Below are 24,940 nucleotides of genomic sequence, written 5' to 3'. Positions count from 1 at the left end.
CCTAATGTGCGGTGATCACCCCGGTTGGTGAAATCGTGACCGGAACTCCGTTGAACACTGCGTTACCACTTGGGATATCCAGGGCGGATTCGTCCGTCAGCACGTTCGTGTTGACACCGGCGTGTTGGGCCGCCACCTGCTGCGTGCTGCCCGCGTGCCCCCAGCCGTGCGGCAGGCTGACCACGCCCGGCATGATCGTGTCGGTGGGCTCCAGCGTCACCGTGAGACTTCCGGTGGCCGAGGTGACCACGGCCTGGCCATCCAGGCCGAGCCTGGCCACGTCGGCGGGGTTGATCTGGAGCGTGCAGGTGTTGGTGCCGCCGACCAGCGGGCCCACGTTGTGCAGCCAGCTGTTGTTGGAGCGCAGGTGGCGCCGACCGATCAGCACCATGTCCGGCGGCTCCTCCGCCAGCCTGCCGCGCAGGCGCTCGACGTCCTCGACGAGCTGCGGCGGGGCCAGCTCGATCACGCCGGAGGCGGTCTTCAGCACCTCGGGCAGCCGGGGCTCCAGCGCGCCGAGGTCCAGGCCGTGCGGGTGGTCGAGCAGCTTGCGCAGCGACAGGTCGCCCTTGCCGGCCCACTCGCCGTACGGGCCGAGCCGGAGCATGAGGTCCAGCCTGCGCTCGGCGCCCGTCTCGCCCTCCAGCGCGGCCCGCAGCGCGGCCACGTCGTGCCCCTCGACGCCGGAGCCGGGCGTCTGCACGGCCTTGCGCAGCATCTCGCCGATCAGGAACTCGTCCAGGGCCGCCTCCGGCCCGTCCGGCCCGTCCGGCCCTCCCGGCCCTTCCATGCCGGACGCGATCACGGCCAGCCTGGCCAGGATCCGGGCCTCGCTGGGCCGTCCGTCCAGCGGCAGCGCGGGGCGCGAGTAACGGGCGTAGTTGCGTACGGCGAACCCGAGCAGCGCGAAGTCGTAGTGGCCCGACTGCAGCACGCGCGGCGGCGGCAGGATCACGTGCGCGTGCCGGGTGGTCTCGTTCAGGTACGGATCGACGCTCACCATGAAGTCGAGCCCGGCGAAGGCCGCCGCCAGCCGGTCGCCGTGCGGCGCGGACAACACCGGGTTGCCCGCGATCGTGACCAGCATCCTGACCTGGCCCTCGCCCGGCGTCTCGATCTCGTCGGCCAGCGTGGCCACGGGCAGCTCGCCGTTGGACTCGGGCAGCCCCCGCACCCGGCTGCGCCACCGCCCTGTCGCGTACGGCCGCCGCCGCGCCCCGAACTCGGTCGCCGGCTTGGGGAACATGGCCCCGCCGGGCCGGTCGAGGTTGCCGGTGAGCACGTTGAGCACGTCCACGAGCCACTGGGCCAGCGTGCCGAACTCGGCCGTGCAGGTGCCCATCCGGGCGTACACGGCGGCCGTCCGCGCGCCGGCCAGCTCCCTGGCCAGCCGGACGATCGTCGCGGCCGGCACGCCGGTACGCCGGGAGACCGCCTCCGGCGGGAAGTGCTTGGCCGCCTCGCGCACCTCGGCCAGCCCGTTGACCTCGTGCCACGGCCTGGCAAGGTCCTCGGCGAACAGCGTGTGCACGATCCCGAACAGCAGGTACGCGTCCGAGCCCGGCCGGACGAACACGTGCTCGTCGGCCAGCGCCGCCGTCCTGGTGCGGCGCGGGTCCACCACGACGAGCCTGCCGCCGCGCCGGCGCAGGGCCTTGAGCCGGCCGGGGAAGTCGGGGGCGGTGCACAGCGAGCCGTTCGACTCCAGCGGGTTGGCGCCCAGCATCAGCAGGAAGTCGGTCCGGTCCAGGTCGGGGACCGGGACGGCCAGCGGGTGGCCGAACATCAGGCCGCTGGCGACGTGCTTGGGCATCTGGTCGGCGGTCGCGGCGGTGAAGACGTTCCGGGTGCCGAGCGCCTTGATCAGCGGCCCGGCGTAGAGGCCGCCGGCCATCGTGTGGGCGTTGGGGTTGCCCAGGTAGACCGCCACCGACCGGCGTCCGTACCGCTCGGTGACGCGGGCCAGGCCCTGCCCGACGGCCTCGAACGCCTCCTCCCAGCTCGCCTCGCGCCACTGGTCGCCCTCGCGGATCAGCGGCTTGCGCAGGCGGTCGGGGTCCTCGTCGAGGCGGCCCAGGCTCGCGCCCTTGGGGCAGATGAACCCCTTGCTGAAGGGGTCGTCCCGGTCGCCGCGGACGCCGGTGACGTGGCCGCCGTCGTCGAGGGTGAGCGTCAGGCCGCAGACGGCCTCGCAGAGGGGACAGGTGCGGTGGACGGTCGAGGTCATCGCGACTCCTGAGTTCGCCAGGTGAACTCATCTTGGCCCGTCCCGTCCGCAGGGGGAAGCCCCGGGAGCCCCCGCGGTCCCCGGGGCCGTTCCTAGGGAGATGTCCCGCTTTCCCTAGGTCATCGGACGACCTGCGGCAACGCCAGCGGCGTGCGCAGATCGTGCGGCTCCTCCAGGTCGGACCGCAGCGGCGTCCAGGAATGGCGGCCGTACAGGCGTTCCAGGCCGGGAGCGGTCACGCCGGGCAACTCGTCCCGCCGGACGATCTCCACCAGCAGCAGGTGGGCCCGGTCGCGGTGCCGGTGGACGGTGGCGCTCCTGGCCCAGCAGGCTGCCGCGATCTCCGCGGCGTAGGCGTCGAACTCCTCGGCCGAGATGCCCGCCCGCGTCATGACCAGCGCCTTCTCGCCCCTGGCCGAGGGGGTGATCCAGAGCACCAGCGGGATCCGTCCCGACCGGGTGTGCATGGTCGTCTCCAGGCAGACCCGCTGCAGGCGGTGGCGGGAGACCACGCACCAGAAGTGGGCCAGGGCCCAGTTGCGGCCGGTCCTGGTGACGGCGGGCACCGAGACGGCGCTGCTCAGCAGGACGAACGGCACCCAGTGGCCGTCCCGCGCGGCGCCCAGCAGGGCCAGGACCAGCAGCCCCAGCGCCCCGAGCACCATGAGCTCGCTGCGGACGCGCCAGATCCGCGTCAGCGGGCCCCCACCGCCCGCGCCCGGAAGGTCCTCGACGGCCGGGTAGATCTGGTTGCGCGGGTTCCTCGGCACGTCAGGACACCTCCTCGGGCACCCGTGACGTCACCGTGAGCTGGTCGAAGCGCGGGTCGCGGTAGGCGCGGGCGCCGAAGCCCGTCCTGGTGACCGTCCAGCCCCGGTAGATGGCGAACTCGTCCGGCTCCATGCAGATCTCGCGGTCCGCCCATGCGATCAGATCCCGGATCCGGGTCTTGATTCGGCCGAGCCCCTTGGTACCTTGTGAGTACATAGAAGACCCCTTTCGCGGCATTTCCAGAGGTGGCTTCTTCGCCGGGTCGCAGGTCGGGTCCCCGTCCCGCCGCAGGGTGGCAGCCCATATGCGGCGAACGCGGATCCGGTCTCGGCCCGGCAATTTCTTTCGTGCTCCGATGAGCGACACGCTTTTCAGGTGATGGGACGGTCCTTCCGGCAAGCGGCCTCCCTTGGGCGGACATTCGTATCCGGGACGGCTCCGTTGCCGGTGAGGCGGCCCTGTCGCGGGCGCCCGATCGTGAGCGGAGAGCCCGACGCGCGGGGCCGTTTCGTCATCCCGGCCTCCCCTCGTCGGTCGAGAACCCTCCTGGCTCGATCGTCCTCCGCGTACGGAGATGCTGCAATACATCGAGCAAGGGAAGAATTAAGTTTCTTCGCAGGTTGCTGTTCCAGTTGCCGTGCAACTTGCATGCGTTCTGTCAGGTGTATATGAGACGTCCGGGACGGCCGTAAATCCTCCCCCCGACCTCTATGCCTACGTGAAGCCTTGTCTTGCTCCCACGCTCTCTCCGTGAAAGCCTTCGGGCAACCCCATGCGGCAGAGTTCGTGCAAGTTGCAGTGTAAGATTGAGTGAACGGCCCACAAACCGGGTTGCCAAACGATCCGTTCCCGCCACACCTTCATTCCCGACAAGGAGAGTGGACGGTGCCATCGCAGCAGGGCAGTCCGACAGTGCGCAGGCTCCGCCTAGGCCAGGAGTTGCGCCTCCTTCGCGAACGACGGAAGTTCACCGGGGCCCGGGCGGCGCGCGAGCTCGGCTGGTCGGCCAGCAAGGTCAGCCGCATCGAAGCCGCGAAGACCATGCCGAGCGCCGCCGACATCAAGGCGTTGGGCGAGCTCTACAGCCTCGACGGCGACAGACTTGACGAACTCTTCGGCCTCCTGCGAGATGCGGAGCAGCGCGGGTGGTGGGAAGATTATGAAGACTCCCTTCCCGAGGAGTACATCAGGCTTCTCGGGCTGGAGGCGGAGGCGACGGTTCAGCGCAACTGGGAACCCCAGTTGGTGTCCGGTCTCCTCCAGACCGAGGACTACGCGCGAGAGGTCATCCTCTCCGCGCGCGGAATCGTCCGGATCACGCACAGCGGCGTGCGCAGTCGCGTCGAGGCCCGCCTCGACCGTCAGCAACGGGTTCTGCACCGGCCCGATCCCTGCCGCCTCAACGTGGTGCTCGACGAAGCGGTGCTGATGCGGCGCTTCGGGGAGCCCTCGGTCATGCGGGAGCAGATGGAACACCTCATCGAGGTCTCCCTGTTGCCGCACGTCAACGTCCGGGTGTTGCCGCTGGACTCGCTCCATCCGGTCAATACCGGGGCGTTCATTCACCTGAAGTTCACCGGTTTCGACGATGTCGTCTATTTGGAGCACTTGTACACTGCTCACTTCGTAGAGGACCTCGAACGAGTCGCCGGCTATGAGAACGCTTTTGACCACATGTGGGCAGAGGCACTCGACGAGGACGAATCCCGCGTACTCATCCAACGCAAAGCCATGTTGTGGCGGCGCTAGAGCACGCGGTCCCAGTAGGCGGGCAATGGGGCCTGCCTATACCTTTTGGGGAGAAAATGCACACCACTACTACGATCCGGGCCTGGCGGAAGAGCAGCTTCTGCAACGGAGCGTCTTCTTGCGTCGAGGTCGCACCTCTGGGCGACGGCAACGTCGCCCTGCGGGACAGCAAGGTGCAGGACGGCCCGGTGCTCGTCTTCACGCCGTCCGAGTGGGCCGCCTTCACGGCCGGCGTGCGCGACGGTGAGTTCGACCTGGACTCCCTGGCCGCCGGCGTGTGAAAAGCGGCCCTGGCGAGTTGGTGGCACAACCTCTCAGGGCCGCTCCGGACGAGGCCGCATCGGCCACGACCGTACTTCGGTCGCCCAGCTTGTGAGCAGTGAAGACGCCTACATCATCGCATGAGGACCACCCGGGTGATCAAGGTCTGTGCCCGCCCGAGGTGACGAACGGCCCTGGCCCCTTGCGTCGCCAAGCCCCAGGGCCCCTCCCTCCATCGGCCAGGAGCCCCGAAGCATCGCGTACGCCCGTGCACCGGTCCGGCGGTCAGCGCCTGGCGCGGCGGCGGATCAGGAAGAGGCTGCTCAGGCCCGCCAGGACGGCCAGGGCCGCCATCGCGACGGCGGCCATGAGGGAGGCCGAGACGGTGCCGTGGCCCTGGCTCAGTGAGATGAACAGGGTGCCCACGGTCGAGACGCCGATGACCTGGCCGAGTTGCATCACGGTGAGCAGCGCGCCGCTCGCGTCCGCCGCGTACGCGCCGTCGACCTGCTCGGTCGCCATGTTGGTCACCGCCACCTGCACGCCGAGCCCGGCGCCGATGAGGGCGCTCATGACCGCGTACAGGACGCCGCCGTCGGCGGCGAGGCCGAGGCCGAGGTAGGCGGGCGCGGCCACCACGTAGCCGACCGGGACGAGCGGGCGCTGCAGCCCCGCGGGCAGCCGCGGCCACAGCAGGCCGACGAGGCCGAAGGCGAGCGCGCACGGCACCAGCATCATGCCCGAGCCGAGCGGGGAGAGGTGCAGGTCGCCCTGCAGGTGCAGGGCCGAGGTGAACAGGAACGCGCCCCACGTCGCCGGGCCGAACAGCAGGATCGCCAGGCCGGGACGCATGCCCGGCGCGGCCAGCACCTTGGCGTCCACCAGCGGACGCCCGCCCCGGCCTGTCACCCAGCGCTCGACCCGGACGAACGCCACGAACATCACGACGCTGAGCCCCATCGAGACCCAGCCCCAGACGGGCCAGCCCAGGTCACGTCCGAGCACCAGCGGCACCACGAACAGCAGCACGGCCGCCGACAGGGTCACCAGGCCCCACGGGTCGAGCCCGGTCCTGCCGCCGCCCTCGTCGGCGGGCAGGGCGCGGAACCCGATGCCGAGCAGCACCGCCCCGACCGGCACGAGCACCAGGAACACCACCCGCCAGCCGGCTCCGAAACCGAGCAGGATGCCGCCGAGCGCCTGGCCCACGACGATGCCGCCGCTGATCACCAGTGACCAGAGCCCGATCGCCCGTCCGCGGGCCGCGCCCTGGTAGTTGCGCTGGATCAGGGTCAGCACCTGCGGCATCATCAGGGCCGCGCCGGCGCCCTGGGCGAGGCGGAAGCCGATCAGCCAGCCCGTCGAGGGCGCGAGGCCGGCGCCGAGCGTGGTGAGGGTGAACACGGCCAGACCGCCGAGGAAGGCGTTGCGGTAGCCGAAGAGGTCGCCGATCCGGGCGCCGGTGATCAAAAGGACGGCATAGACAATGGTGTAACCGGCGACGATCATCTGCAGCCCCGCGCCGGAGGAGTGCAGGTCCGCCTCGATGGTCGGGGTGGCCACGTTGACGATGTTGACGTTGAGGATGGCCAGGAACTGCCCGACGAGGATCACTGCGAGGAGCAGACCGCTGGCCTTGGCCCTGTCCGGTGGGGTGACCTGGACAGGAGTGGTGACAGTGGCGGATTCGGTCATGTGTTTCATTATTTAGCGAATCCGATACCAGTAACGAGAGTCCCTTTATACTGGTATTGGCGGCACCTGGATAAGTGTGCGCGGATGCCCCCATAGTGGAGGTGTGACCGTGACCGAGGCAAGACGTACGGATCTGGCGGCGTTCCTCCGGACTCGCCGGGCGCGCATCACCCCCGAGATGGTGAACCTCGCGCCGGGCCCCCGCAGGCGTACGCCGGGGCTGCGCCGCGAGGAGGTCGCCCAGCTCGCCGGGGTGGGCGTCACCTGGTACACGTGGCTGGAGCAGGGCCGGCCGATCAACGTCAGCGGCCAGGTGATCGACGCCGTCGCCCGTACGCTCATGCTGGACAACGCCGAGCGGCAGCACCTCTACCGGCTCACCGGCCAGGCCGAGCCTCCCGCCGTCGCCGACGCCAGCCGCATGCCGCCCGAGTTGCAGGGCATCCTCGACCAGCTCGGCGACATGCCCGCGTCCGTCACCAACAGCCGTTCGGACCTGCTGGCCTGGAACGCGGCCTACGCCGCCCTGTTCCCGCACGTCGTCGAGGCCCCGGACGGCGAGCGGAACTCGTTGTGGCAGACGTTCGTCAACACGGAGGCCCCGACCACCCTCGTCAACCGCGAGTCGGAGCTGCCGCGCGCGGTCGCGGTCTTCAGGGGCGCCTACAGCCGGCACGCCGACGACCCCTGCTGGCAGGACTTCGTACGGCGGCTGAGCGCGGAGAGCGCCGAGTTCGCCCGCATGTGGGCCAGGCAGGACGTGGCCGAGCCGGGCCCCCGCGTGAAGGTCTTCAAGCACGAGGTCGCCGGCGACCTCCGCTTCAGCACGACCAGCCTGAACGTCTCCGCCACGCCCGAGACGCGGCTGATCGTCTACAGCCCCAAGGACGACGCCACCAGGTCCGCTTTGACCTGGTTGATGGGTACCAAGTCCTAATCTGCCGCCCATAGAATGCTCGATCCGTAAAAGTCTGGATCGAGCGGAAATGGCGATAGATGAGACTCCCCCGTGTCCTACCGGTGCTGGTCGTCGCCGCCTCCCTCGCGGCATGCTCGTCGGCACCTGACAAAGAGCCCCAGAGCAAGCAGGTCGAGCAGCAGGCGGCCGGGTCGCCGAGCTCGAAGCCGAAGCCCGCGCGCCGGCCGTTCACCATCTCCTTCGGCGGCGACGTGCACTTCGAGGGCGTCCTGCGCGGCAGGCTCGCCAACCCGGGCACCGCCCTCGGACCCATCGCGAACGTGCTGCGCAAGGCCGACCTGACAATGGTCAACCTGGAGACCGCCATCACCACGGCCGGGACGCCCGCGCCCGGCAAGCAGTTCACCTTCCGCGCGCCGGCGACCGCGTTCAGCGCGCTCAAGGCGGCCGGGGTGGACGTCGCCTCCATGGCCAACAACCACGGCATGGACTACATGGAGAGCGGCCTGGCCGACTCGCTGGCGGCCATCAAGCGCAGCAAGTTCCCGATCGTGGGCATCGGGGCGAACGCCGCGCAGGCCTACAGACCCTTCCGCAAGACGGTGAACGGCAACCGGGTGGCGATCATCGGCGCGACGCAGGTGCTCGACGCCGAGTTCATCCAGTCGTGGACGGCCACGGCCGACAAGGGCGGACTCGCCTCGGCCAAGGACGAGGCCAGCCTGCTGAAGGCCGTGCGCCAGGCGCGCAAGACCTCCGACACCGTCATCGTGCACCTGCACTGGGGCACCGAGATGCAGAAGTGCCCCAACGAGGCCCAGCGCTCGCTCGCCCCCAAGCTGGTCGCGGCGGGCGCCGACGTCGTGGTCGGCGGGCACGCGCACATCCTGCTCGGCGCCGGATACCTGGACGACGCCTACGTCAGCTACGGCATGGGCAACTTCGTCTTCTACAACTCCACCCCGGGCACCACGGGCAGGACGGGCGTGCTGACGCTGACGATCAACGGCCGCAAGGTGCTCAAGGACCAGTGGACCCCGGCCACGATCCAGGGCGGCATCCCGATCCCCATGACGGGCGCGGCCAGGAGCCAGGCCGTGAGCGACTGGAAGGCGCTGCGCTCGTGCTCGGGGCTGGCCGCGCGGCCATGATCGATCTATCCTCTGGACAGTTCGTCCAATAGGAGGTCGCCCATGCGGCTGGGTGCGACCGGCGGTCTTCGAGGGCGCCCCCGTCGCGCCCGCGATCCTGCTGCCGACCCGCCGCGTCAGGGGCGCGCGCAACGGGCTGGAGCTCCACCGGCGCAACATGTTCGCGCCGTGCACCCGCGGCGGGGGGCCGCCACGCGACGACTGTGCGGCCCGGTGTCGCTGATATCGCTCGAATTGAAGATTATTCGCGAAATATCGTCTCGCAATATAGTGTGCCGGGCATTGTGCTGAACAATATGGCGGTCGTCGTCCGGAACATTTTATCGAACATATCATCGGCGGGGGTGTCGTCCCGGGCCGCATTCCCCTCCGGCGGCACCGGGCCGCCGGGCGTCCGCGCTGCGCCGCGGGTCGCGGGCCGGGCCGGATTCGGCGCGCCGACCAGTACGGATATTCGGTTATGCCGGCCCGTGGATTTCGCCATGGGCGACGCGGCGGGCGGTCGTCCGAGAAATCCCGCAAATTAGTAGGTAACGATCGTGCAGACGAGAGAAGATGAATCCGTGTCTTCGCCGCAAATGGATGATGACTGCGTCCACCCCAAAGCTCTCCGGCGGCAGCCGGCCCAACGCCGCAGCGCCCGGCGCGTCGAGCGCATGCTCGACGCCTGCGCCGAACTCCTCGACGAGACCGGCTACGAGGCCCTGTCCACCACCCGCATAGCCGAGCGGGCAGGCGTCGCGATCGGTTCGGTCTACCAGTTCTTCCCCGACAAGCGGGCCATCACCCAGGAACTCACCCGGCGCAACGTCGAGCAGTTCGTGGCGCGCGTGGGGCTGCGGTTCATGGAGGAGGAGTACCGCGGCTGGTGGGAGGCCGTCGACGCGATCATCGACGAGTACGTCGACATGCACCGCACGGTCCCCGGCTTCAGGAGCCTGCACTTCGGCGACGTCGTCGACCTCAACCTGCTCGACTCCGACTCCGAGAACAACACGGTCATCGCGGGCAGGCTGCGCGGCCTGCTGCTCAAGGAGTTCGGGCTGGCCGACAGCGAGACGCTCGACCTGGCCGTGCTGGTCGCGGTCGAGGCCGGCGACGCGGTGCTCAAGCTGGCCTTCCGGCGCGACCCCGCCGGCGCGCCCGACATCATCGACGCCGCCAAGCACCTGGTGCGGGGGTTCCTGTCGCGTCAGCTCAAGTCGTGGTCGCCGCACGTGCTGACCGAGGGCGAGGTGGGACGCTGACCGAGATCTGGGCATGACAGCGACGAGCGATCGTCGCTGTCCGTCACGGGTCTTCCTGAGGTGAGGATGTACGAGCTTCCGCCGTCCGCCTTCAAGCGCAGTGCCCCCTTCGACCCCCGCAACAGGCGTGGGCCGGTCCGCGTCGCGCTCGGGCTCGCCCGGGCCGTGCGGTCCGCGGTCGCCGGCCGGATCACCGGGCCGTGCCGGCGATGACCGGCCGGTGGGCGCCGGGCGCGGCCCGCCGCCACGACTCGGGCACCAGGGGCGCCGCCTCCCGGTGCCGGCGTCTGGCGGACTGCCGGTCGCCCAGCGCGGTCGCGGGCACCTGCTGGATGCGCGGCGTCACCGGCGTGCGCAGGCAGGGCAGCGGGAACGACACCGGCCGGACGTCCCGGGCCTGCCGGACGTCGAGCCTGGCCCGCAGCGCGTGCAGGTTGCGTTCGGCCGTCTGGATCGCCTCCAGCCGGGCCGACAGATACCCGGCCACACCGGGCCCGAGGGCCGAGAGAACGACGGCGCAGGCCAGCGTGAAGGTCATCTGCCTGGACATGCCCATTACAGCCCCCTCCGCCCGCGTACCGCAAAGCATGCCGTATATGCCCGCTGACCTGCGCATACACGCGCAGCGTGACCAGCCTTGGACGAGACGTTGCCGAATTTGCATGTGACCGGCGATGCGCATTGACCGGGCAAACCGCCTGGCGGCTCGGTAGTCTCGCGGGTGTGGCGCATGTGACCCGAGAGCACCTTGATCGTCTGCTGGAGCAGGCCCTGCTGGCCGACGACCACAGTTCCTTGGCCAGTCGGCTTTACGACGTCGCGCTCGGTTATTCGTCCGGCGACGTCTCCAGGGCGTCCATCCTCGTCCTGGCCGCCGAGGAGTGGCGAGCGGCGGGACAGCCCGCACGCGCGATGGAGTGTTTCCAGCGCGCCGTGGAGGACGGCGGCGACGCGGGCTTCGACCCGCGCGCAGGCATCGCCGACACCCTCTTCGAGCTCGAACGGCCCGACGAGGCCCGGGAGCTCATCGAGACCATCCGCGCGGAGGGCGACGTCTCCACGGCGACGGCCCACACCATCGCGGAGACCCTGGTCGCCTACGGCGATCTGCGGGGCGGCCTCGAATGGGCCACCCAGGCCGTGCTGGGCTGCGACGAGGGCGACCCCGAGCAGGTGGCGCTGCTGCGGACGCGATACCGGATCAGGGTCGACCTCGGCCTTCCGGAGGACGAGCTCGACGAGCTCGTCTCCTAGTCCGGGGGCCGGCGGGCCCCCGCGCGGGGCCCGGCTTGTCGCGTGCCCGCGAAGCCGGGCCGGAGGGGCCGCGACAGTGCGCGGCCACGACCCCTCCGGCTGAGGAAGCCCGGGCGCGGCAGGCACGACCCGCGCCCGGACGCATTGGCTCAGTGCAGGTCGAGACCGGGCAGCAGGCGGCTGAAGCCGTCGATCGCGGGGTAGCCGCCGGGCAGCGCTGACGCGCCCTCGATGCTCTGCACGGCCCTGGGCAGCAGGGTCGAGATCAGGTCTTCGCCGACCTCCCGCACCGGCTGCCGCGCCTTGCCCGGCGACTTCGCGGCGCGGGCCGAGGCGGGGGCGGTCGGCCTCTCGTCGAGCGTCGTCTCGGCCGGCACCCGGGCCGCGACCGGAGTCTGCGGCAACGCGGGGAGGGCGGGCAGCGCCGGCACCTGCAGCGTCGTCGCCAGGTCACGCATCCCGCTGTTGCCGGAGGCCGCGGGGAACAGCGCGGGCGAGGCGCTGTTCAGCGAGGGCATGCCCCACGTCGCCCCGACGCCGCCGAGGTCGGCCAGCGGGCCCATGGCGGACCTGGCGGCCGCCAGACCCGTCAGGCCGAGCCGCCTGGCCATGTCGCCGGCGGCCATGGCCAGCTTGCCGACCTCCTCGGTGACGACCCGGTGGCCGTTCGTCCTGCCTTCGTTGAGCTGGAGCTTGGCGTGGCCGTCGCAGTACGAGGCGATGGCCTCGGATCGCGGCCGGCAGGTGTCGGCCACCGAAGGACCGGCTACCGGCCAGGTGAGGCCCGCGGTCAGAGCGGCCACCGTGAGGATGCTTCGGATCTTACGAGATGACACCGCACGTCCCTCTGATCGGAATCGGTGATCTGACGAACGCCGAAGCTAGCCACGTGTCCGGCCGGTCGCGTGCGGCTTGTCCGAAGGGTGGCGGGAACCTTACCCCGCGGCGACGGGACATGACCCTGGCATGACATGCCGGAGCCCGGAGATCCGCGGGGATCTCCGGGCTCGACGGCACGACCTCAGCCGCGCTGGATGAGCAACTCGTCGTCGCCGAGCTCCACCCTGACCTTGTCGCCGTCGGCGATCTCGCCGGACAGCACGGCCTTGGCCAGCTTGTCGCCGATGGCCGACTGGACCAGGCGGCGCAGCGGGCGGGCGCCGTACATGGGGTCGTAGCCGGTCAGCGAGAGCCATTCGCGGGCGGCAGGGCTGACCTCCAGCGTCAGCCGGCGGTCGGCCAGCCGCTGGGCCAGGCGGTCGACCTGGAGGTCGACGATCTGGGCCAGCTCTTCGGAGCCGAGCGCGTCGAAGAGGATGACGTCGTCGAGCCGGTTGAGGAACTCCGGCTTGAACGAGCCGCGCACCGCCCCCATGACGGCCTCGCGCTTGGCGTCGTTCTCCAGCTTCGGATCGACCAGGAACTGCGAGCCGATGTTGGAGGTCAGGATCAGGATCGTGTTGCGGAAGTCGACCGTGCGGCCCTGGCCGTCGGTCAGGCGTCCGTCGTCGAGCACCTGGAGGAGGATGTCGAACACCTCCGGGTGCGCCTTCTCCACCTCGTCCAGCAGCACCACCGTGTACGGCCGCCGCCGGACGGCCTCGGTGAGCTGGCCGCCCTCCTCGTAGCCGACGTAGCCGGGAGGCGCGCCGACGAGCCTGGCCACGCTGTGCTTCTCGGAGTATTCGCTCATGTCGATGCGGGTCATCGCCCGCTCGTCGTCGAACAGGAACTCCGCCAGCGCCTTGGCCAGCTCGGTCTTGCCCACACCGGTGGGTCCGAGGAACAGGAACGAGCCCGTGGGACGGTCGGGGTCGGCGATGCCGGCCCGGCTGCGGCGCACGGCGTCGGAGACGGCCTGTACGGCCTGCTGCTGGCCGATGAGCCGGCGGCCCAGCTCCTCCTCCATCCGCAGCAGTTTGGCCGTCTCGGCCTCCAGCAGGCGGCCCGCGGGGATGCCCGTCCAGGAGGAGATGACCTCGGCGATGTCGTCGGCGCCGACCTCCTCCTTGACCATGGCGTTGTCCGGCGGCGCGGCGTCGGAGGCGGCCTGGAGGGCCTGCTCCAGCCGGGGCACCTCGGCGTACATGAGCCGGGACGCGGCCTCGAAGTCGCCGTCGCGCTGGGCCCGCTCGGCGGCGCCCCTGGCCTCGTCGAGCTGCTTCTTCAGCTCGCCGACCTTGTTGAGCCCGGCCTTCTCGTGCTCCCAGCGGCCGACCAGGGCGTTGAGCTCCTCCTGGCGGTCGGCCAGCTCCTGGCGCAGGCGGTCGAGCCGCTGGACCGACGCCTCGTCGGTCTCCTTCGTCAGGGCCAGCTCCTCCATCTTCATGCGGTCGACGCTCCGCTGGAGCTGGTCGATCTCCACCGGACGGGAGTCGATCTCCATGCGCAGCCGCGAGGCGGCCTCGTCGACCAGGTCGATGGCCTTGTCGGGGAGGAAGCGGTTGGTGATGTAGCGGTCGGACAGGGCGGCGGCGGCGACCAGGGCGCTGTCGGCGATCTGCACCTGGTGGTGGGCCTCGTAGCGGCCCTTGAGCCCGCGCAGGATCGCGATCGTGTCCTCGACCGTGGGCTCGCCCACGTAGACCTGCTGGAAACGGCGCTCCAGCGCGGGGTCCTTCTCGATGCGCTCGCGGTACTCGTCGAGCGTGGTCGCGCCGATCATGCGCAGCTCGCCGCGGGCCAGCATGGGCTTGAGCATGTTGCCGGCGTCCATGGCGCCCTCGGCGGCCCCCGCGCCGACGACGGTGTGCAGCTCGTCGATGAACGTCACGATCTGCCCGTTGCTCTCCTTGATCTCGGAGAGGACGGCCTTGAGACGCTCCTCGAACTCGCCGCGGTACTTCGCGCCGGCCACCATCGCGCCCAGGTCGAGCGAGATCAGCCGCTTGTTGCGCAGCGACTCGGGCACGTCGCCGGCCACGATGCGCTGCGCCAGGCCCTCGACGACGGCGGTCTTGCCGACGCCGGGCTCGCCGATCAGCACCGGGTTGTTCTTGGTGCGGCGGCTGAGCACCTGGACCACGCGGCGGATCTCCGAGTCGCGGCCGATCACCGGGTCGAGGCCGCCGCCGCGGGCCCGCTCGGTCAGGTCGACGCCGTACTTCTCCAGCGCCTGGTAGGTGTCCTCGGGCGTCTCGCTGGTGACGCGGGCGTGGCCGCGTACCTTCTCGAAGGCGTCGAGCAGCGCCTGCGGGGTCGCGCCCTGCGACTTGAGCAGCTCGGCCATCGCGCCGCCGTCGGCCGCCAGGCCGACGAGCAGGTGCTCGGTGGAGACATAGAGGTCTTCGAGGCGGTTGGCGTGCTGGGCGGCGGTGTTCATGACGGTGAGCAGCTGCCGCGAGCTCGACGGCGCGCCCACTGTCGCGCCCTGAGCCTTCGGCAGCGCCGCGAGCTGCTCCTCGACGCGCGCCCGCAGCGTGCGCCAGTCGGCGCCGACCGCTTCGAGCAGCGGCACGGCCGTGCCGCCGGTCTGGGAGAGCAGCGTGGAGAGCAGATGGGCCGGAGAGATCTCCGGGTTGCCCTCGGCGGCGGCGCGCCGCATGGCACCCGAGAGAGCTTCCTGGCTCTTCTGGGTGAGCTTGTAGTCCATAACCTAGGCCCCCGGTGGCAGCTCGTAGCGGATCAGCGCCCGGACCATCCGCATCTCGGCGCGCAGGCGGTGAACCTCCTCACGCAGCCGCAGAGCTTCGTTCTCGAGCTCGAGAATCCGCTTGATGCCCGCGAGGTTGATGCCCTCCTCCTGGGAGAGCCGCTGGACCTCGCGGAGCTGGATGATGTCTCTTGTGGAGTAGAGGCGGCCGCGCCCGGCGGTGCGGCCCGGGCTGACCAGGCCGAGCCGGTCGTACTGGCGCAGCGTCTGCGGGTGGAGCCCGGAGAGCTGCGCGGCCACCGAAATCACATAAACAGGCGTGTCGTCGGACAGGTCGAAATAGTTGGCGTCCATCGGCTACTCGCTTCTGGCTCGCTGAATCAGATCGGCGCGCGGGTCGTCGCCCGCGGTCGCGGTGTTGAACTCGGTGAGGAGCTCGCGCGACTTGTCGTCGAGCGTCTTCGGCACGAGCACCTCGACGCTGGCGAGCAGGTCACCCTTGGTGCCGTCCTTGCGGGTGACGCCCCTGCCCCGCACGCGGAACGTGCGGCCGTTGGGCGTGCCCGCCGGGATGCGCAGGGTCACCGGCATGCCCTTGAGGATCGGCACCTTGATCTCGGCGCCCAGCGCGGCCTCCGAGAACGTCACGGGAACCGTGATCGTGAGGTTGTCGCCCGTCCGGCCGAACACGGGGTGCGGCTTGACGTGCGTCAGGATGTAGAGGTCGCCGGCCGGGCCGCCGTTCTCGCCCGGCGCGCCCTTGGCCTTGAGCTTGACCCGCTGCCCGTCGGCCACGCCCGCGGGGATCCTGGCCTGGATCGTGCGGGTGCTCTTGGCCCGGCCGCTGCCCTCGCACACGGGGCAGGGGTCGTCCACGAGCAGCCCGCGTCCCTTGCAGTCGCGGCAGGGCTCGGAGAAGGCGAAGTTGCCCAGGTTGCGGCTGGCCGCGCCGGTGCCCTCGCAGGTGGGACAGACCCGGGGGGTCGTGCCCGCCTTGGCGCCGGTGCCGCTGCACGCGGTGCAGGCGGCCGAGCTGGTCAGCCTGAGCGACACCGTGGTGCCCTCGACGGCTTCGGTGAACGAGAGCGTGACCTCGGACTCGACGTCCTGGCCGCGGCGCGGTCTGGTCGCGCTCGTCGTGCGGGTGGAGCCCCCCGCCCCACCGCGGTTGAACAGCCCGCCGAACAGGTCGCCGAGCCGCTCACCGGCGCCCCCGCCCTGCTGGCCGGCGGTGCCGCCGAACAGGTCGCCGAAGTCGAACGGGAAACCGCCACCGCCGGGGCGCTGACCGCCCACCCCGGACCCGAACAGCGTGCGCGCCTCGTCGTACTCCTTGCGGCGCTTGCTGTCGGACAGGATGTCGTACGCCTCCGAGACCTCCTTGAACTTGGTCTCCTTGGCGGCGTCGCCCTGGTTGGTGTCCGGGTGGTACTGCCTGGCCAGCTTCCGGTACGCCTTCTTGATCTCGTCGGCGGTGGCGGTCTTGGGCACACCAAGGACGGCGTAGTAGTCCTTTTCCAGGTAGTCCTTGGTGCTCATCTACGGCCCTTCGTCCTTTTGTCAGTTTGCTTCGTCGTCATTGGACGCGGGAGGAGCGTCCTCGGGCTCGGCCACCGCCACCCGCGCCGGGCGCAGCACCCGCTCACCCATCCGGTAACCGGGCTGCAGCACCTCGATCGCGGTGGGCTCGGTCACGTCGGGCGAGTAGCTGTGCATCAGCGCCTCGTGGACCGTCGGGTCGAACGGGTCGCCCTTCTGGCCGAAGGCGCTGAGGCCCAGCTTGGTGAGCGCCGACTCCAGCGACTCCGCCACCTTCGCGAAGCCGCCGGTCAGCTCGCCGTGGTCACGGGCCCGTCCGATGTCGTCGAGCACGGGGAGCAGCTCGGTCAGCGCGCCGGCGACGGCCTGCTCGCGGACCGCCACCCTGTCGCGCTCGACCCTTCTGCGGTAGTTCGTGTACTCCGCCTGGAGGCGCTGGAGGTCGGCGGTCCGCTCGGCGAGCTGGGCCGCCAGCTCACCGTCGTGGGCCGCCGCCGGCGCCTGCTCGGCGGGCGCCTCGGGCTGCTCGCCCGAGGTCTCCCGAACCTCGCCCGTCTCCGGGTCGATCTTGCGCTTGTCGCGGATCACCGGCTCCTCGTGCCCGTTGTCGCGCGCCGGCATCACTGGTCCTTCTTCGGCTGGTCTTCGTCGACGATCTCGGCCTCGACCACGTCGTCGTCGGCCTTGGCGCCCTGACCGGCCGAGGCGTCCTGCGGAGCGCCCTCGGGGCCGGCCTGCTGGCCCTGGCCGGCGGCGTAGATCGCCGAGCCCATCTTCTGGCTGACCGTGGCGAGCTTCTCCGCGGAGGTGCGGATGACGTCGGTGTCGGTGCCCTCAAGAGCCTTCTTCAGCTCGGCCAGGGCGTCGTTGACCTCGGTCTTGATGTCGCCGGGGACCTTGTCGTCGTTCTCGCGGAGGAACTTCTCCGTCTGGTAGGCCAGACCGTCCGCGTTGTTGCGGACCTCGGCCTCCTCGCGGCGCTTCTTGTCCTCCTCGGCGTACGACTCGGCCTCGCGCATCATGCGCTCGATGTCGTCCTTCGGCAGCGCGGAGCCGCCGGTGATGGTCATCGTCTGCTCCTTGCCCGTGCCCAGGTCCTTGGCGGAGACGTTGACGATGCCGTTGGCGTCGATGTCGAAGGTGACCTCGATCTGCGGGATGCCGCGCGGCGCCGGGGCGATGCCGGTCAGCTCGAAGGTGGCCAGCTTCTTGTTGTACGAGGCGATCTCGCGCTCGCCCTGGTAGACCTGGATCTGCACCGACGGCTGGTTGTCCTCGGCCGTGGTGAAGACCTCCGAGCGCTTGGTCGGGATCGTCGTGTTGCGCTCGATGATCTTGGTGAAGATGCCGCCCTTGGTCTCGATGCCCAGCGACAGCGGGGTCACGTCGAGCAGGAGGACGTCCTTGACCTCACCCTTGAGCACGCCGGCCTGGAGGGCGGCGCCGATGGCGACGACCTCGTCGGGGTTGACGCCCTTGTTGGGCTCCTTGCCGCCGGTCAGCTCGCGGACGAGCTCGGTGACGGCGGGCATGCGGGTCGAGCCGCCGACGAGCACCACGTGCGCGATGTCGGAGACCTTGATGCCGGCGTCCTTGATGACCTGGTGGAACGGGCCCTTGGTGCGCTCGAGCAGGTCGGCCGTCAGGCGCTGGAACTCGGCCCTGGTCAGCTTCTCGTCGAGGTGCAGCGGGCCCTCGGCGGAGGCGGTGATGTAGGGCAGGTTGATGTTGGTCTCGGCCTGGCTGGACAGCTCGATCTTGGCCTTCTCCGCGGCCTCACGCAGGCGCTGGAGGGCCATCTTGTCCTTGGCGAGGTCGACGCCGTGGGCGTTCTGGAAGCGCTTGACCAGCTCGTCGACGACGCGCTGGTCCCAGTCGTCGCCACCGAGGTGGTTGTCGCCGGAGGTGGCCTTGACCTCGACGAAGCCGTGGCCGTCCTCCTGGCCGACGTCGAGCAGCGAGACGTCGAAGGTGCCGCCGCCGAGGTCGAAGACCAGGATCGTCTGGTCCTGCTCCTTGTCGAGCCCGTAGGCGAGGGCCGCGGCGGTCGGCTCGTTGATGATGCGCAGGACGTTGAGGCCCGCGACCGTGCCGGCCTCCTTGGTGGCCTGGCGCTGGGCGTCGTTGAAGTAGGCCGGGACGGTGACCACCGCGTCGGTGATCTTCTCGCCCAGGTACGCCTCGGCGTCCTGCTTCAGCTTCTGCAGCACGAAGGCGCTGATCTGCTGGGGGGAGAACTTCTTGCCGTCGATCTCCTGGGACCAGTTGGTGCCCATCTCGCGCTTGACCGAGCGGATCGTCCGGTCAACGTTGGTGACGGCCTGCCGCTTGGCGACCTCGCCCACCAGGACCTCGCCGTTCTTCGCGAAGGCGACCACGGACGGCGTGGTCCGCGAGCCCTGCGCGTTGGCGATGACGGTGGGCTCACCGCCCTCGAGGATCGAGACGACGGAGTTGGTCGTCCCAAGGTCGATACCTACCGCACGTGCCATGAGTACGTCCTTGTAGTCAAAGTTGAGTCGGTTGGACTCAAGCTACGGATTCGTGTCGTCTTTGTCAAACGACTTGAGCCTACCCGACTCAACCCCCATGAGCGCGTCGGCATTCCCACGAACTGGGGTGATTCCACACATCAGGCGTAACGGGGGCGGACGCCCGGCGGTTCCACCGGCATGAGGAAGCCGCCCACCTCGCGGTCATGAGGAGGGCGGCCGGGGGGACGTCGGGCTTAGGGCTTCGCGCCGTCCACGAGCTTGCGCTTGCCGAGGGCGTGCTTGAGCTTGACGGTCGTGGTCTTCTCCACGGCCAGCATGATGCAGGAGACGCTCTTGGCCTTGGGGGACGTGCCCTCGTACAGGGTGATGGTGACCTTCCTGGCGGTCTCCTTCACCTTGACCCTGTCCAGCACGGTGCACGGCTCCACGCCCGACCACCAGGTGAGCTTGACCTGCTTGCCGCGTGCGAAGGACGCCGCCTTGGTCCAGCGGACCTTGTGCACGTTGATGGCGTCGCCGGTGGGCTTGACCGGCTCGGGGGCCTTGCTGGGGGCGGAGGTGACCGGTGTCACGACGTGCTCGGCGGGCGTCTGCGGCAGCGGACGGGCGGCCGGCGGCGATGTGGCACAACCCGTCGCGAGCACCAGAGAACCGGCGAGAAGAGTCGCTGTCGTCATTGTGCGCATATCCCTAAGACGAAAAGGGCAGGTCCGCGGTTCAGCGATATACCCGGGAAGTGGGCGGTTAGTGTGGGTCACGTGCTCCGTCAGGCAATGCTCGCCGTCTCCAAGAGCGAACGCGCCGAACGCGTCATCACCACATCGCCGCTGACCAGGGACGTGGTCAAGCGATACGTCGCCGACGACGTCGGCGAGGTCATCCGCGCGCTGTCCCACGAGGGCCTGCTGGTGACCGTCGACCACCTGGGCGAAGAGGTGACCGACAGGAGACAGGCCGAGGCGGCCGTGCGCGAGTACCTGTCGCTGCTCGACCGGCTGCCGCCGGGCGGCGACGCCTCGGTCAAGCTGACCGCGCTCGGCCTGCGGCTGTCGGAGCAGGTCGCGCTCGACAACGCGGCCACCATCTGCGAGGCGGCGGCCGCCCGCGGCATCACGGTCACGCTCGACGCCGAGGAGCACGACACGATCGGCGGCCTGCACTTCGTGCACGCCACCCTGCGCAAGGAGCACCCCGACGTCGGGATCGTGGTCCAGGCGTACCTGCCCGACGCACTCGAACGCTGCGAGAAGCTGGCCGGCGCCCGCGTCCGGCTCTGCAAGGGCGCCTACACCGCCCCCGGCGCCTACAGCAGGCCGGCCGACGTCGACCGCTCGTTCGTGCGCTGCCTCAAGATCCTCATGGCGGGCACCGGCTACCCCATGATCGCCACGCACGACCCCAGGATGATCCAGATCGCCTCCACCCTGGCCGTGCTCGACGGCCGCGACGTCAACGGCTTCGAGTACCAGATGTTGTACGGCGTGCGCCCCGGCGAGCAGCGCCGTCTGGCCGGCCTCGGCGGCCAGGTGCGCGTGTACGTCCCGTACGGCGCCGACTGGTACGCCTACCTCATGCGCCGCCTGGCCGAACGCCCCCGTAACCTGGCGTTCTTCCTCAGGTCGCTGCTGTCGCGGGGCTAGTAGGCTGGGCCGGCGTCCGTTCCCCCTTCGAGAGGTCGAGATGATCGCGATTCTGGGCACCGGCAAGATGGGCGAGGCCCTGCTGTCCGGGCTGCTGCGCGCCGGGTTCAAGCCGGGCGACATCATGGCGACCAGCCGCCGTCCGGAGCGGGCGCAGGCGCTGCGCGAGACCTACGGCGTGCGCACGGTCGACAACGCCGAGGCGGCCAAGTCGGCCGACACCCTGATCCTGGCCGTCAAGCCCCAGGACATGGCGACCCTGCTGGCGGAGATCGCCCCCTACGTCCCGGCCGACCGTCTGGTCATCACGGCGGCGGCCGGCATCACCACCGCGTTCGTGGAGCAGCGGCTCGGCGTCGACGTGCCGGTGGTCCGGGTCATGTCCAACACGCCGATCAAGTTCGACGAGGCGATGAGCGTGATCTCGGCGGGCGCGCACGCCGGCGAGGAGCACCTCAAGCTCACCGAGGGCCTGCTCAAGCCGGTCGGCAAGGTGCTGCGCATCCCCGAGTCCCAGCAGGACGCCGCGACCGCGCTGTCCGGCAGCGGCCCCGCCTACTTCTTCTACCTGGTCGAGGCCATGGTCGACGCGGGCATCCTGCTCGGCATGCCGCGGGCCGCCGCGCTCGACATGGTCACCCAGTCGATCGTCGGCGCCGCCGTGATGCTGCGCGACTCCGGGGAGCACCCGGTGATCCTGCGGGAGGCCGTCACCTCGCCGGGCGGCACCACGATCGCGGCCATCGCCGAGCTGGAGCGCCACAGCGTGCGCGCCGCCTTCCTGGCCGCCATCGAGGCCGCCCGCGACCGGGGGCGCCAGCTCGCCTCGGGCTGACCCGCGGCGGGGGCACCAGCTCGCCTCGGGGTGACCCGCGGCGGGGGCACCAGCTCGCCTCGGGGTGACCCGCGGCGGGGCAGCCTGCCGTGCTGCTCAGGCGTCCCGCCGCTGCATGAGCACGGCCCCCGCCGCCACCGCGACGGCGACCCACAGCGCGTAGACGCCGAGCCCGCTCCACGGCCCCAGCGGGTTCCCGGGCTGGTCCAGCACGATCTCCAGGCCGGCGTTGGTGGTGAAGTGGTCGGCGACGGCCTTGCCCCACGCGCCGGGCAGCGCGTTGGTGAGCTGCGGCAGCACCATCATCAGCGCGATGGCCGAGACGATCGCGCCCGGCGTGTGCCGGATCAGCGTGCCGAGCCCCAGCCCGAACAGGCCGCAGGCGGTGAGGTAGAGCCCGGCCCCGAACACCGACTGCGCCGCGGTGCCCATGTCGACCGAGCCCGGCCGCAGGATCGCCACGCCGACGGCCACCGCGGCGGCCGCCGCGACCGTGGAGACGACCAGCGCCGTCACGGTGAACACCACGATCTTGCCGGCGAGCAGCCTCATCCGCCTCGGCACGGCCAGCAACGACGTGCGGATGCCGCCGGTCCGGTACTCGCTGGAGATCACCAGCACGCCCAGCGTGGCCATGGACAGGGAGGCGAACATGATGCCGGTCAGGCTCGTCATGACGGCCTGGTCACCGGTGATGGGCTGCCCGTCGGCCGTGGCCCTGGACGCGACCGACAGCAGCCCGCCCAGGCCGATCAGGAGCAGGGCGGTGACGGCGAGCGTCCACACCGTCGAACGCACCGAACGGATCTTGGTCCATTCGGACCTCAGGATGTCGGTCATGACGAGTACTCCACACTGTCCTTGGTGAGCTCCATGTACGCCGCTTCGAGCGAGGGCTGCACGAACGTCAGCTCCTCCAGGGGGATCCCGGCCCGAGCGGTCAGGGTGCCGATCTCCAGCGTGCTCATCGCGGTGACGCGCAGGTGGTCGGGGTACAGGTCGCCCACCTTGACCAGGTCGGCGACCTCGGCCAGGCGCGGCGAGCGCACCCGTACGTAGCCCTGCGAGCTGCGCCCGATGAACTCCTGCACGCTCGTGTCGGCGATCAGCCGGCCCCGGCCGATCACGATCAGATGGTCGGCCGTCTGGGCCATCTCGCTCATGAGGTGGCTGGAGACGAACACCGTCCGCCCCTCGGCCGCCAGCTTGCGCATGAACGTGCGGATCCACAGGATGCCCTCGGGGTCGAGCCCGTTGACCGGCTCGTCGAAGAGCAGGATCTCGGGGTCGCCGAGCAGCGCGGCCGCGATGCCCAGGCGCTGCGACATGCCGAGCGAGAAGCCGCCGATCCGCCGCCGTGCCACCTCGCGCAGGCCGACGGCCTCCAGCACCTCGTTCACCCGGCCCGCCGGGATGCCGTTGCTCTGGGCGATGGCCAGCAGGTGGTTGCGGGCGCTGCGGCCGCCGTGCACGGCCTTGGCGTCCAGCAGCGCGCCCACCTTGCGCAGCGGGTGCCGATGCTCCTGGTACGGCCGCCCGTCCACCAGCACGGACCCGCTCGACGGCCGGTCGAGGCCGAGGATCATCCGCATGGTCGTGGACTTGCCGGCGCCGTTGGGCCCGAGGAACCCGGTCACCTGGCCGGGCTCGACGTCGAACGACAGGTCCGCGACGGCATGGGTGGCGCCGTAGCGTTTGCTCAGGTTGGTTGCGCGAATCGCCGTCATGTCACCAAGCGTGCCGCCGGCGCCCGCCGTTCTCTTCGGCCGTGAGGACGTTCTTGCCGGGCGCGGCCTGGGAGCCTGGTCCTAGTCTCCAGGTTTGATCAGCGCCGCCTCGTACGCGACGATCACGGCCTGCGCCCGGTCCCTGACCCCGATCTTGGCGAACAGGCTGGTCACGTGGTTCTTGACGGTCGAGGGGGAGACGGCCAGCTGCCCGGCGATCTCGGTGTTCGACCGGCCTCTGGCGATCAGCACGAGGATCTCCCGCTCGCGCTCGGTCAGCGCGTCCAGCCCCCGCGGCGCGGGCGCGGCCGGCGGCCTCGACGCCCGCACGAACGTGCCGATCAGCCGGGTCAGCAGCCGCGGCGCGACCGCCGACTCGCCCCGGTGCACCACGCGCACGCCCTCGATCAGCTCCTCGGGGGAGACGTCCTTGGGCAGGAAGCCGTCGGCGCCCGCGCGCAGCGCCGCGACCACGTTCTCGTCCAGGTCGAACGTGCTCAGCGCGAGCACCCGCACGCCCGGCAGCTCCGAGGTGATCAGCTCGGTCGCCCGCACGCCGTCGAGCCCCGGCATGTGCAGGTCCATCAGCACCACGTCGGGACGCAGCCGCCGGCTCAGCTCGACGGCCGACTCGCCGTCGCCGGCCTCGCCCACCACGGACAGGTCGGGCTGCGCGTCGAGCATCAGCCGGAACCCCTTGCGGACCAGCTCGTGGTCGTCGACCAGCAGCACAGTGATCATGTTGCCTCCAAGGGGATGCGGGCGTGCACGCGAAATCCTCCCCCGGGACGCGGGCCGGTCGAAAGCCGGCCGCCGCACAGCGCGACCCGCTCGGCCATGCCGCCCAGCCCGAACCCCGGCGTGCCGCCCGGCTGCGGCACGCCGTCGTCGAGCACTTCGACCTCGACCGCCTCGGACCCGTAGGCCAGGCGCACACTGGCCCTCGCGCCGGCCGCGTGCTTGCGGGTGTTGGTCAGGGCCTCCTGCACGATCCGGTAGACGGCGTGGTCCACGGCCGAGGGCAGCGCCACCGGCTCGCCCGTGACGGTCAGGCTGGCGGGCAGCCCGGCGCTCCTGGCCTCGCCGATGAGCGCGGGCAGCCGGTCGGCCCCCACGCCGGTCGCGGCGTCCGGGCCGTCGTTGCCGTCGGCCCGCAGCACGTGCAGCAGCCGGCGCATCTCCGACATCGCCTGGCGGGCGGTCTGCTGGGCGCTCTCCAGCGCCTCGCGGGTGACCTCCTGCTCCGGCGCGAGCGTGGCCCGCGCGCCGCCGACCAGGGCGTTGATCACCGTGATGTGGTGCGCGACGACGTCGTGCAGCTCCCGCGCGATGCGCCGCCGCTCGGCCTGTACGGCGGCGTCGGCGGCCTCCAGCCTGCTGCGCTCGTTCAGCTCGGCCCTGGTCTTGACCAGCGCGCCGATGCCGGCCGGGATCGCGACGACGAAGGCGCCGGCCAGGAACTGCCCGATGCCCGGCCCCTTGATCTCCATCACCGTGCCGTAGGCGACGATCCCCGCCACCGCCATGACCAGCGAGGGACGGCCGGAGGAGTGGCGGGCCAGGCTGTAGAAGGCGATGCCCTCCGGGATGGTGGCCGACGTCACCAGCCCGGCCGCGATGCCGATCAGGTCGACCACCGTGACGGCCCCGGCCACCAGCACCGGCCTGCTCCGGCGGACGAGCAGCAGCACGCTGGTCAGCAGGAAGTGCGCCGACCCCAGCGCCCCGTCGACCCCCGTCTGGACGGACGACACGATCACCCCGAGGCTCGCGAACACGGCGAGCACGACCACGATCGTGGTGTCGAAAACCCGGGGACGTCGGAAGAAATTGAAGAT

The 24,940-nt window shown here is 70.6% G+C and carries 23 protein-coding genes and 1 pseudogene; 8 read left to right on the top strand and 16 right to left on the bottom strand.

The window, feature by feature from the left end:
* Position 1: 1 nt before the first annotated feature.
* From AB0J76_RS02490 to AB0J76_RS02480, 3 genes are all read right to left on the bottom strand, one after another.
* Positions 2-2,227, bottom strand: coding sequence for a molybdopterin-dependent oxidoreductase (locus AB0J76_RS02490; RefSeq protein ID WP_352319097.1), 2,226 nt, complete (start codon positions 2,225-2,227; stop codon positions 2-4).
* Between the two features lie 119 nt (positions 2,228-2,346).
* Positions 2,347-2,997, bottom strand: coding sequence for a hypothetical protein (locus AB0J76_RS02485; RefSeq protein WP_352319095.1), 651 nt, complete (start codon positions 2,995-2,997; stop codon positions 2,347-2,349).
* Position 2,998: 1 nt separating this feature from the next.
* Positions 2,999-3,214, bottom strand: a complete 216-nt coding sequence (locus tag AB0J76_RS02480; protein WP_352319093.1) for a hypothetical protein — start codon at positions 3,212-3,214, stop codon at positions 2,999-3,001.
* A gap of 669 nt (positions 3,215-3,883) precedes the next feature.
* Between AB0J76_RS02480 and AB0J76_RS02475 the strand changes: the two genes are divergently transcribed.
* Entirely contained in the window at positions 3,884-4,747 is an 864-nt protein-coding gene (locus AB0J76_RS02475; protein WP_352319091.1) for a helix-turn-helix transcriptional regulator, read from the top strand.
* A gap of 56 nt (positions 4,748-4,803) precedes the next feature.
* A complete protein-coding gene (locus AB0J76_RS02470) occupies positions 4,804-5,028 on the top strand; it encodes a DUF397 domain-containing protein (protein WP_352319089.1) in 225 nt (74 codons plus the stop codon).
* A gap of 265 nt (positions 5,029-5,293) precedes the next feature.
* Here the strand turns inward: AB0J76_RS02470 and AB0J76_RS02465 are convergent, their stop codons facing one another.
* The gene (locus AB0J76_RS02465) at positions 5,294-6,703 is read right to left on the bottom strand and encodes an MFS transporter (protein WP_352319088.1); all 1,410 of its coding nucleotides are present in this window, start codon (positions 6,701-6,703) and stop codon (positions 5,294-5,296) included.
* Between the two features lie 109 nt (positions 6,704-6,812).
* Here AB0J76_RS02465 and AB0J76_RS02460 point away from each other — a divergent pair, with 109 nt between their 5' ends.
* From AB0J76_RS02460 to AB0J76_RS02450, 3 genes are all read left to right on the top strand, one after another.
* Positions 6,813-7,640 (top strand): helix-turn-helix transcriptional regulator, encoded by an 828-nt coding sequence (locus AB0J76_RS02460; RefSeq protein WP_352319086.1) that lies wholly within the window; start codon positions 6,813-6,815, stop codon positions 7,638-7,640.
* A 59-nt stretch (positions 7,641-7,699) separates the two neighbouring features.
* Positions 7,700-8,773, top strand: a complete 1,074-nt coding sequence (locus AB0J76_RS02455; protein WP_352319085.1) for a CapA family protein — start codon at positions 7,700-7,702, stop codon at positions 8,771-8,773.
* A gap of 578 nt (positions 8,774-9,351) precedes the next feature.
* The gene (locus AB0J76_RS02450; protein ID WP_352319083.1) at positions 9,352-10,020 is read left to right on the top strand and encodes a TetR family transcriptional regulator; all 669 of its coding nucleotides are present in this window, start codon (positions 9,352-9,354) and stop codon (positions 10,018-10,020) included.
* A 190-nt stretch (positions 10,021-10,210) separates the two neighbouring features.
* Here AB0J76_RS02450 and AB0J76_RS02445 read toward each other — a convergent pair whose 3' ends face one another.
* The gene (locus AB0J76_RS02445) at positions 10,211-10,570 is read right to left on the bottom strand and encodes a hypothetical protein (RefSeq protein WP_352319081.1); all 360 of its coding nucleotides are present in this window, start codon (positions 10,568-10,570) and stop codon (positions 10,211-10,213) included.
* Positions 10,571-10,743: 173 nt separating this feature from the next.
* On the opposite strand from AB0J76_RS02445, the gene AB0J76_RS02440 reads away from it, so the two are divergent.
* Positions 10,744-11,274 carry a tetratricopeptide repeat protein gene (locus AB0J76_RS02440; protein WP_352319079.1) on the top strand — a complete coding sequence of 177 codons (531 nt, stop codon included), beginning with the start codon at positions 10,744-10,746 and terminating at the stop codon, positions 11,272-11,274.
* A 149-nt stretch (positions 11,275-11,423) separates the two neighbouring features.
* Here the strand turns inward: AB0J76_RS02440 and AB0J76_RS02435 are convergent, their stop codons facing one another.
* The 7 genes and pseudogenes from AB0J76_RS02435 to AB0J76_RS02405 all read right to left on the bottom strand — a co-directional run bounded on the left by AB0J76_RS02435 (position 11,424) and on the right by AB0J76_RS02405 (position 19,577).
* Complete coding sequence (locus AB0J76_RS02435) at positions 11,424-12,077, bottom strand: hypothetical protein (RefSeq protein WP_352325248.1); 654 nt, start codon at positions 12,075-12,077, stop codon at positions 11,424-11,426.
* A 218-nt stretch (positions 12,078-12,295) separates the two neighbouring features.
* Entirely contained in the window at positions 12,296-14,866 is a 2,571-nt protein-coding gene (gene clpB / locus AB0J76_RS02430) for an ATP-dependent chaperone ClpB (RefSeq protein WP_352325250.1), read from the bottom strand.
* Between the two features lie 72 nt (positions 14,867-14,938).
* Positions 14,939-15,220, bottom strand: a pseudogene (locus AB0J76_RS02425) (helix-turn-helix transcriptional regulator); the annotation flags it as partial.
* Positions 15,221-15,223: 3 nt separating this feature from the next.
* The gene (dnaJ, locus tag AB0J76_RS02420; RefSeq protein WP_352325251.1) at positions 15,224-16,405 is read right to left on the bottom strand and encodes a molecular chaperone DnaJ; all 1,182 of its coding nucleotides are present in this window, start codon (positions 16,403-16,405) and stop codon (positions 15,224-15,226) included.
* 21 nt (positions 16,406-16,426) lie between these two features.
* On the bottom strand, positions 16,427-17,026 hold the full coding sequence (gene grpE, locus AB0J76_RS02415) for a nucleotide exchange factor GrpE (RefSeq protein ID WP_352325252.1): 600 nt from the start codon (positions 17,024-17,026) through the stop codon (positions 16,427-16,429).
* Positions 17,026-18,897: a molecular chaperone DnaK gene (dnaK, locus tag AB0J76_RS02410; protein ID WP_352325253.1), complete on the bottom strand. Its 1,872-nt coding sequence runs from the start codon at positions 18,895-18,897 to the stop codon at positions 17,026-17,028. Before dnaK ends, grpE begins: the two co-directional genes overlap by 1 nt.
* A 236-nt stretch (positions 18,898-19,133) precedes the next feature.
* The gene (locus AB0J76_RS02405) at positions 19,134-19,577 is read right to left on the bottom strand and encodes a hypothetical protein (protein ID WP_352325255.1); all 444 of its coding nucleotides are present in this window, start codon (positions 19,575-19,577) and stop codon (positions 19,134-19,136) included.
* A gap of 81 nt (positions 19,578-19,658) precedes the next feature.
* Here AB0J76_RS02405 and AB0J76_RS02400 point away from each other — a divergent pair, with 81 nt between their 5' ends.
* Both AB0J76_RS02400 and proC read left to right on the top strand, forming a co-directional pair.
* Positions 19,659-20,540: a proline dehydrogenase family protein gene (locus AB0J76_RS02400; protein WP_352325256.1), complete on the top strand. Its 882-nt coding sequence runs from the start codon at positions 19,659-19,661 to the stop codon at positions 20,538-20,540.
* A 40-nt stretch (positions 20,541-20,580) separates the two neighbouring features.
* A complete protein-coding gene (gene proC / locus AB0J76_RS02395) occupies positions 20,581-21,375 on the top strand; it encodes a pyrroline-5-carboxylate reductase (protein WP_352325258.1) in 795 nt (264 codons plus the stop codon).
* 96 nt (positions 21,376-21,471) lie between these two features.
* Here proC and AB0J76_RS02390 read toward each other — a convergent pair whose 3' ends face one another.
* The 4 genes from AB0J76_RS02390 to AB0J76_RS02375 form a co-directional block, all read right to left on the bottom strand.
* Positions 21,472-22,215, bottom strand: coding sequence for an ABC transporter permease (locus AB0J76_RS02390; RefSeq protein WP_352325259.1), 744 nt, complete (start codon positions 22,213-22,215; stop codon positions 21,472-21,474).
* Entirely contained in the window at positions 22,212-23,102 is an 891-nt protein-coding gene (locus AB0J76_RS02385) for an ABC transporter ATP-binding protein (RefSeq protein WP_352325260.1), read from the bottom strand. The genes AB0J76_RS02390 and AB0J76_RS02385 overlap by 4 nt, the downstream gene beginning before the upstream one ends.
* Positions 23,103-23,183: 81 nt before the next feature.
* Positions 23,184-23,843, bottom strand: coding sequence for a response regulator transcription factor (locus AB0J76_RS02380; protein ID WP_352325261.1), 660 nt, complete (start codon positions 23,841-23,843; stop codon positions 23,184-23,186).
* Positions 23,840-24,889: a histidine kinase gene (locus AB0J76_RS02375; protein ID WP_352325262.1), complete on the bottom strand. Its 1,050-nt coding sequence runs from the start codon at positions 24,887-24,889 to the stop codon at positions 23,840-23,842. The genes AB0J76_RS02380 and AB0J76_RS02375 overlap by 4 nt, the downstream gene beginning before the upstream one ends.
* Between the last annotated feature and the right edge of the window lie 51 nt (positions 24,890-24,940).

This window comes from Nonomuraea sp. NPDC049624 (assembly GCF_040675255.1).
GTDB lineage: Bacteria > Actinomycetota > Actinomycetes > Streptosporangiales > Streptosporangiaceae > Nonomuraea.
The sequence above is the reverse complement of the archived record's forward strand: the minus strand, read 5'-3'. Positions and strand labels throughout refer to the sequence as shown.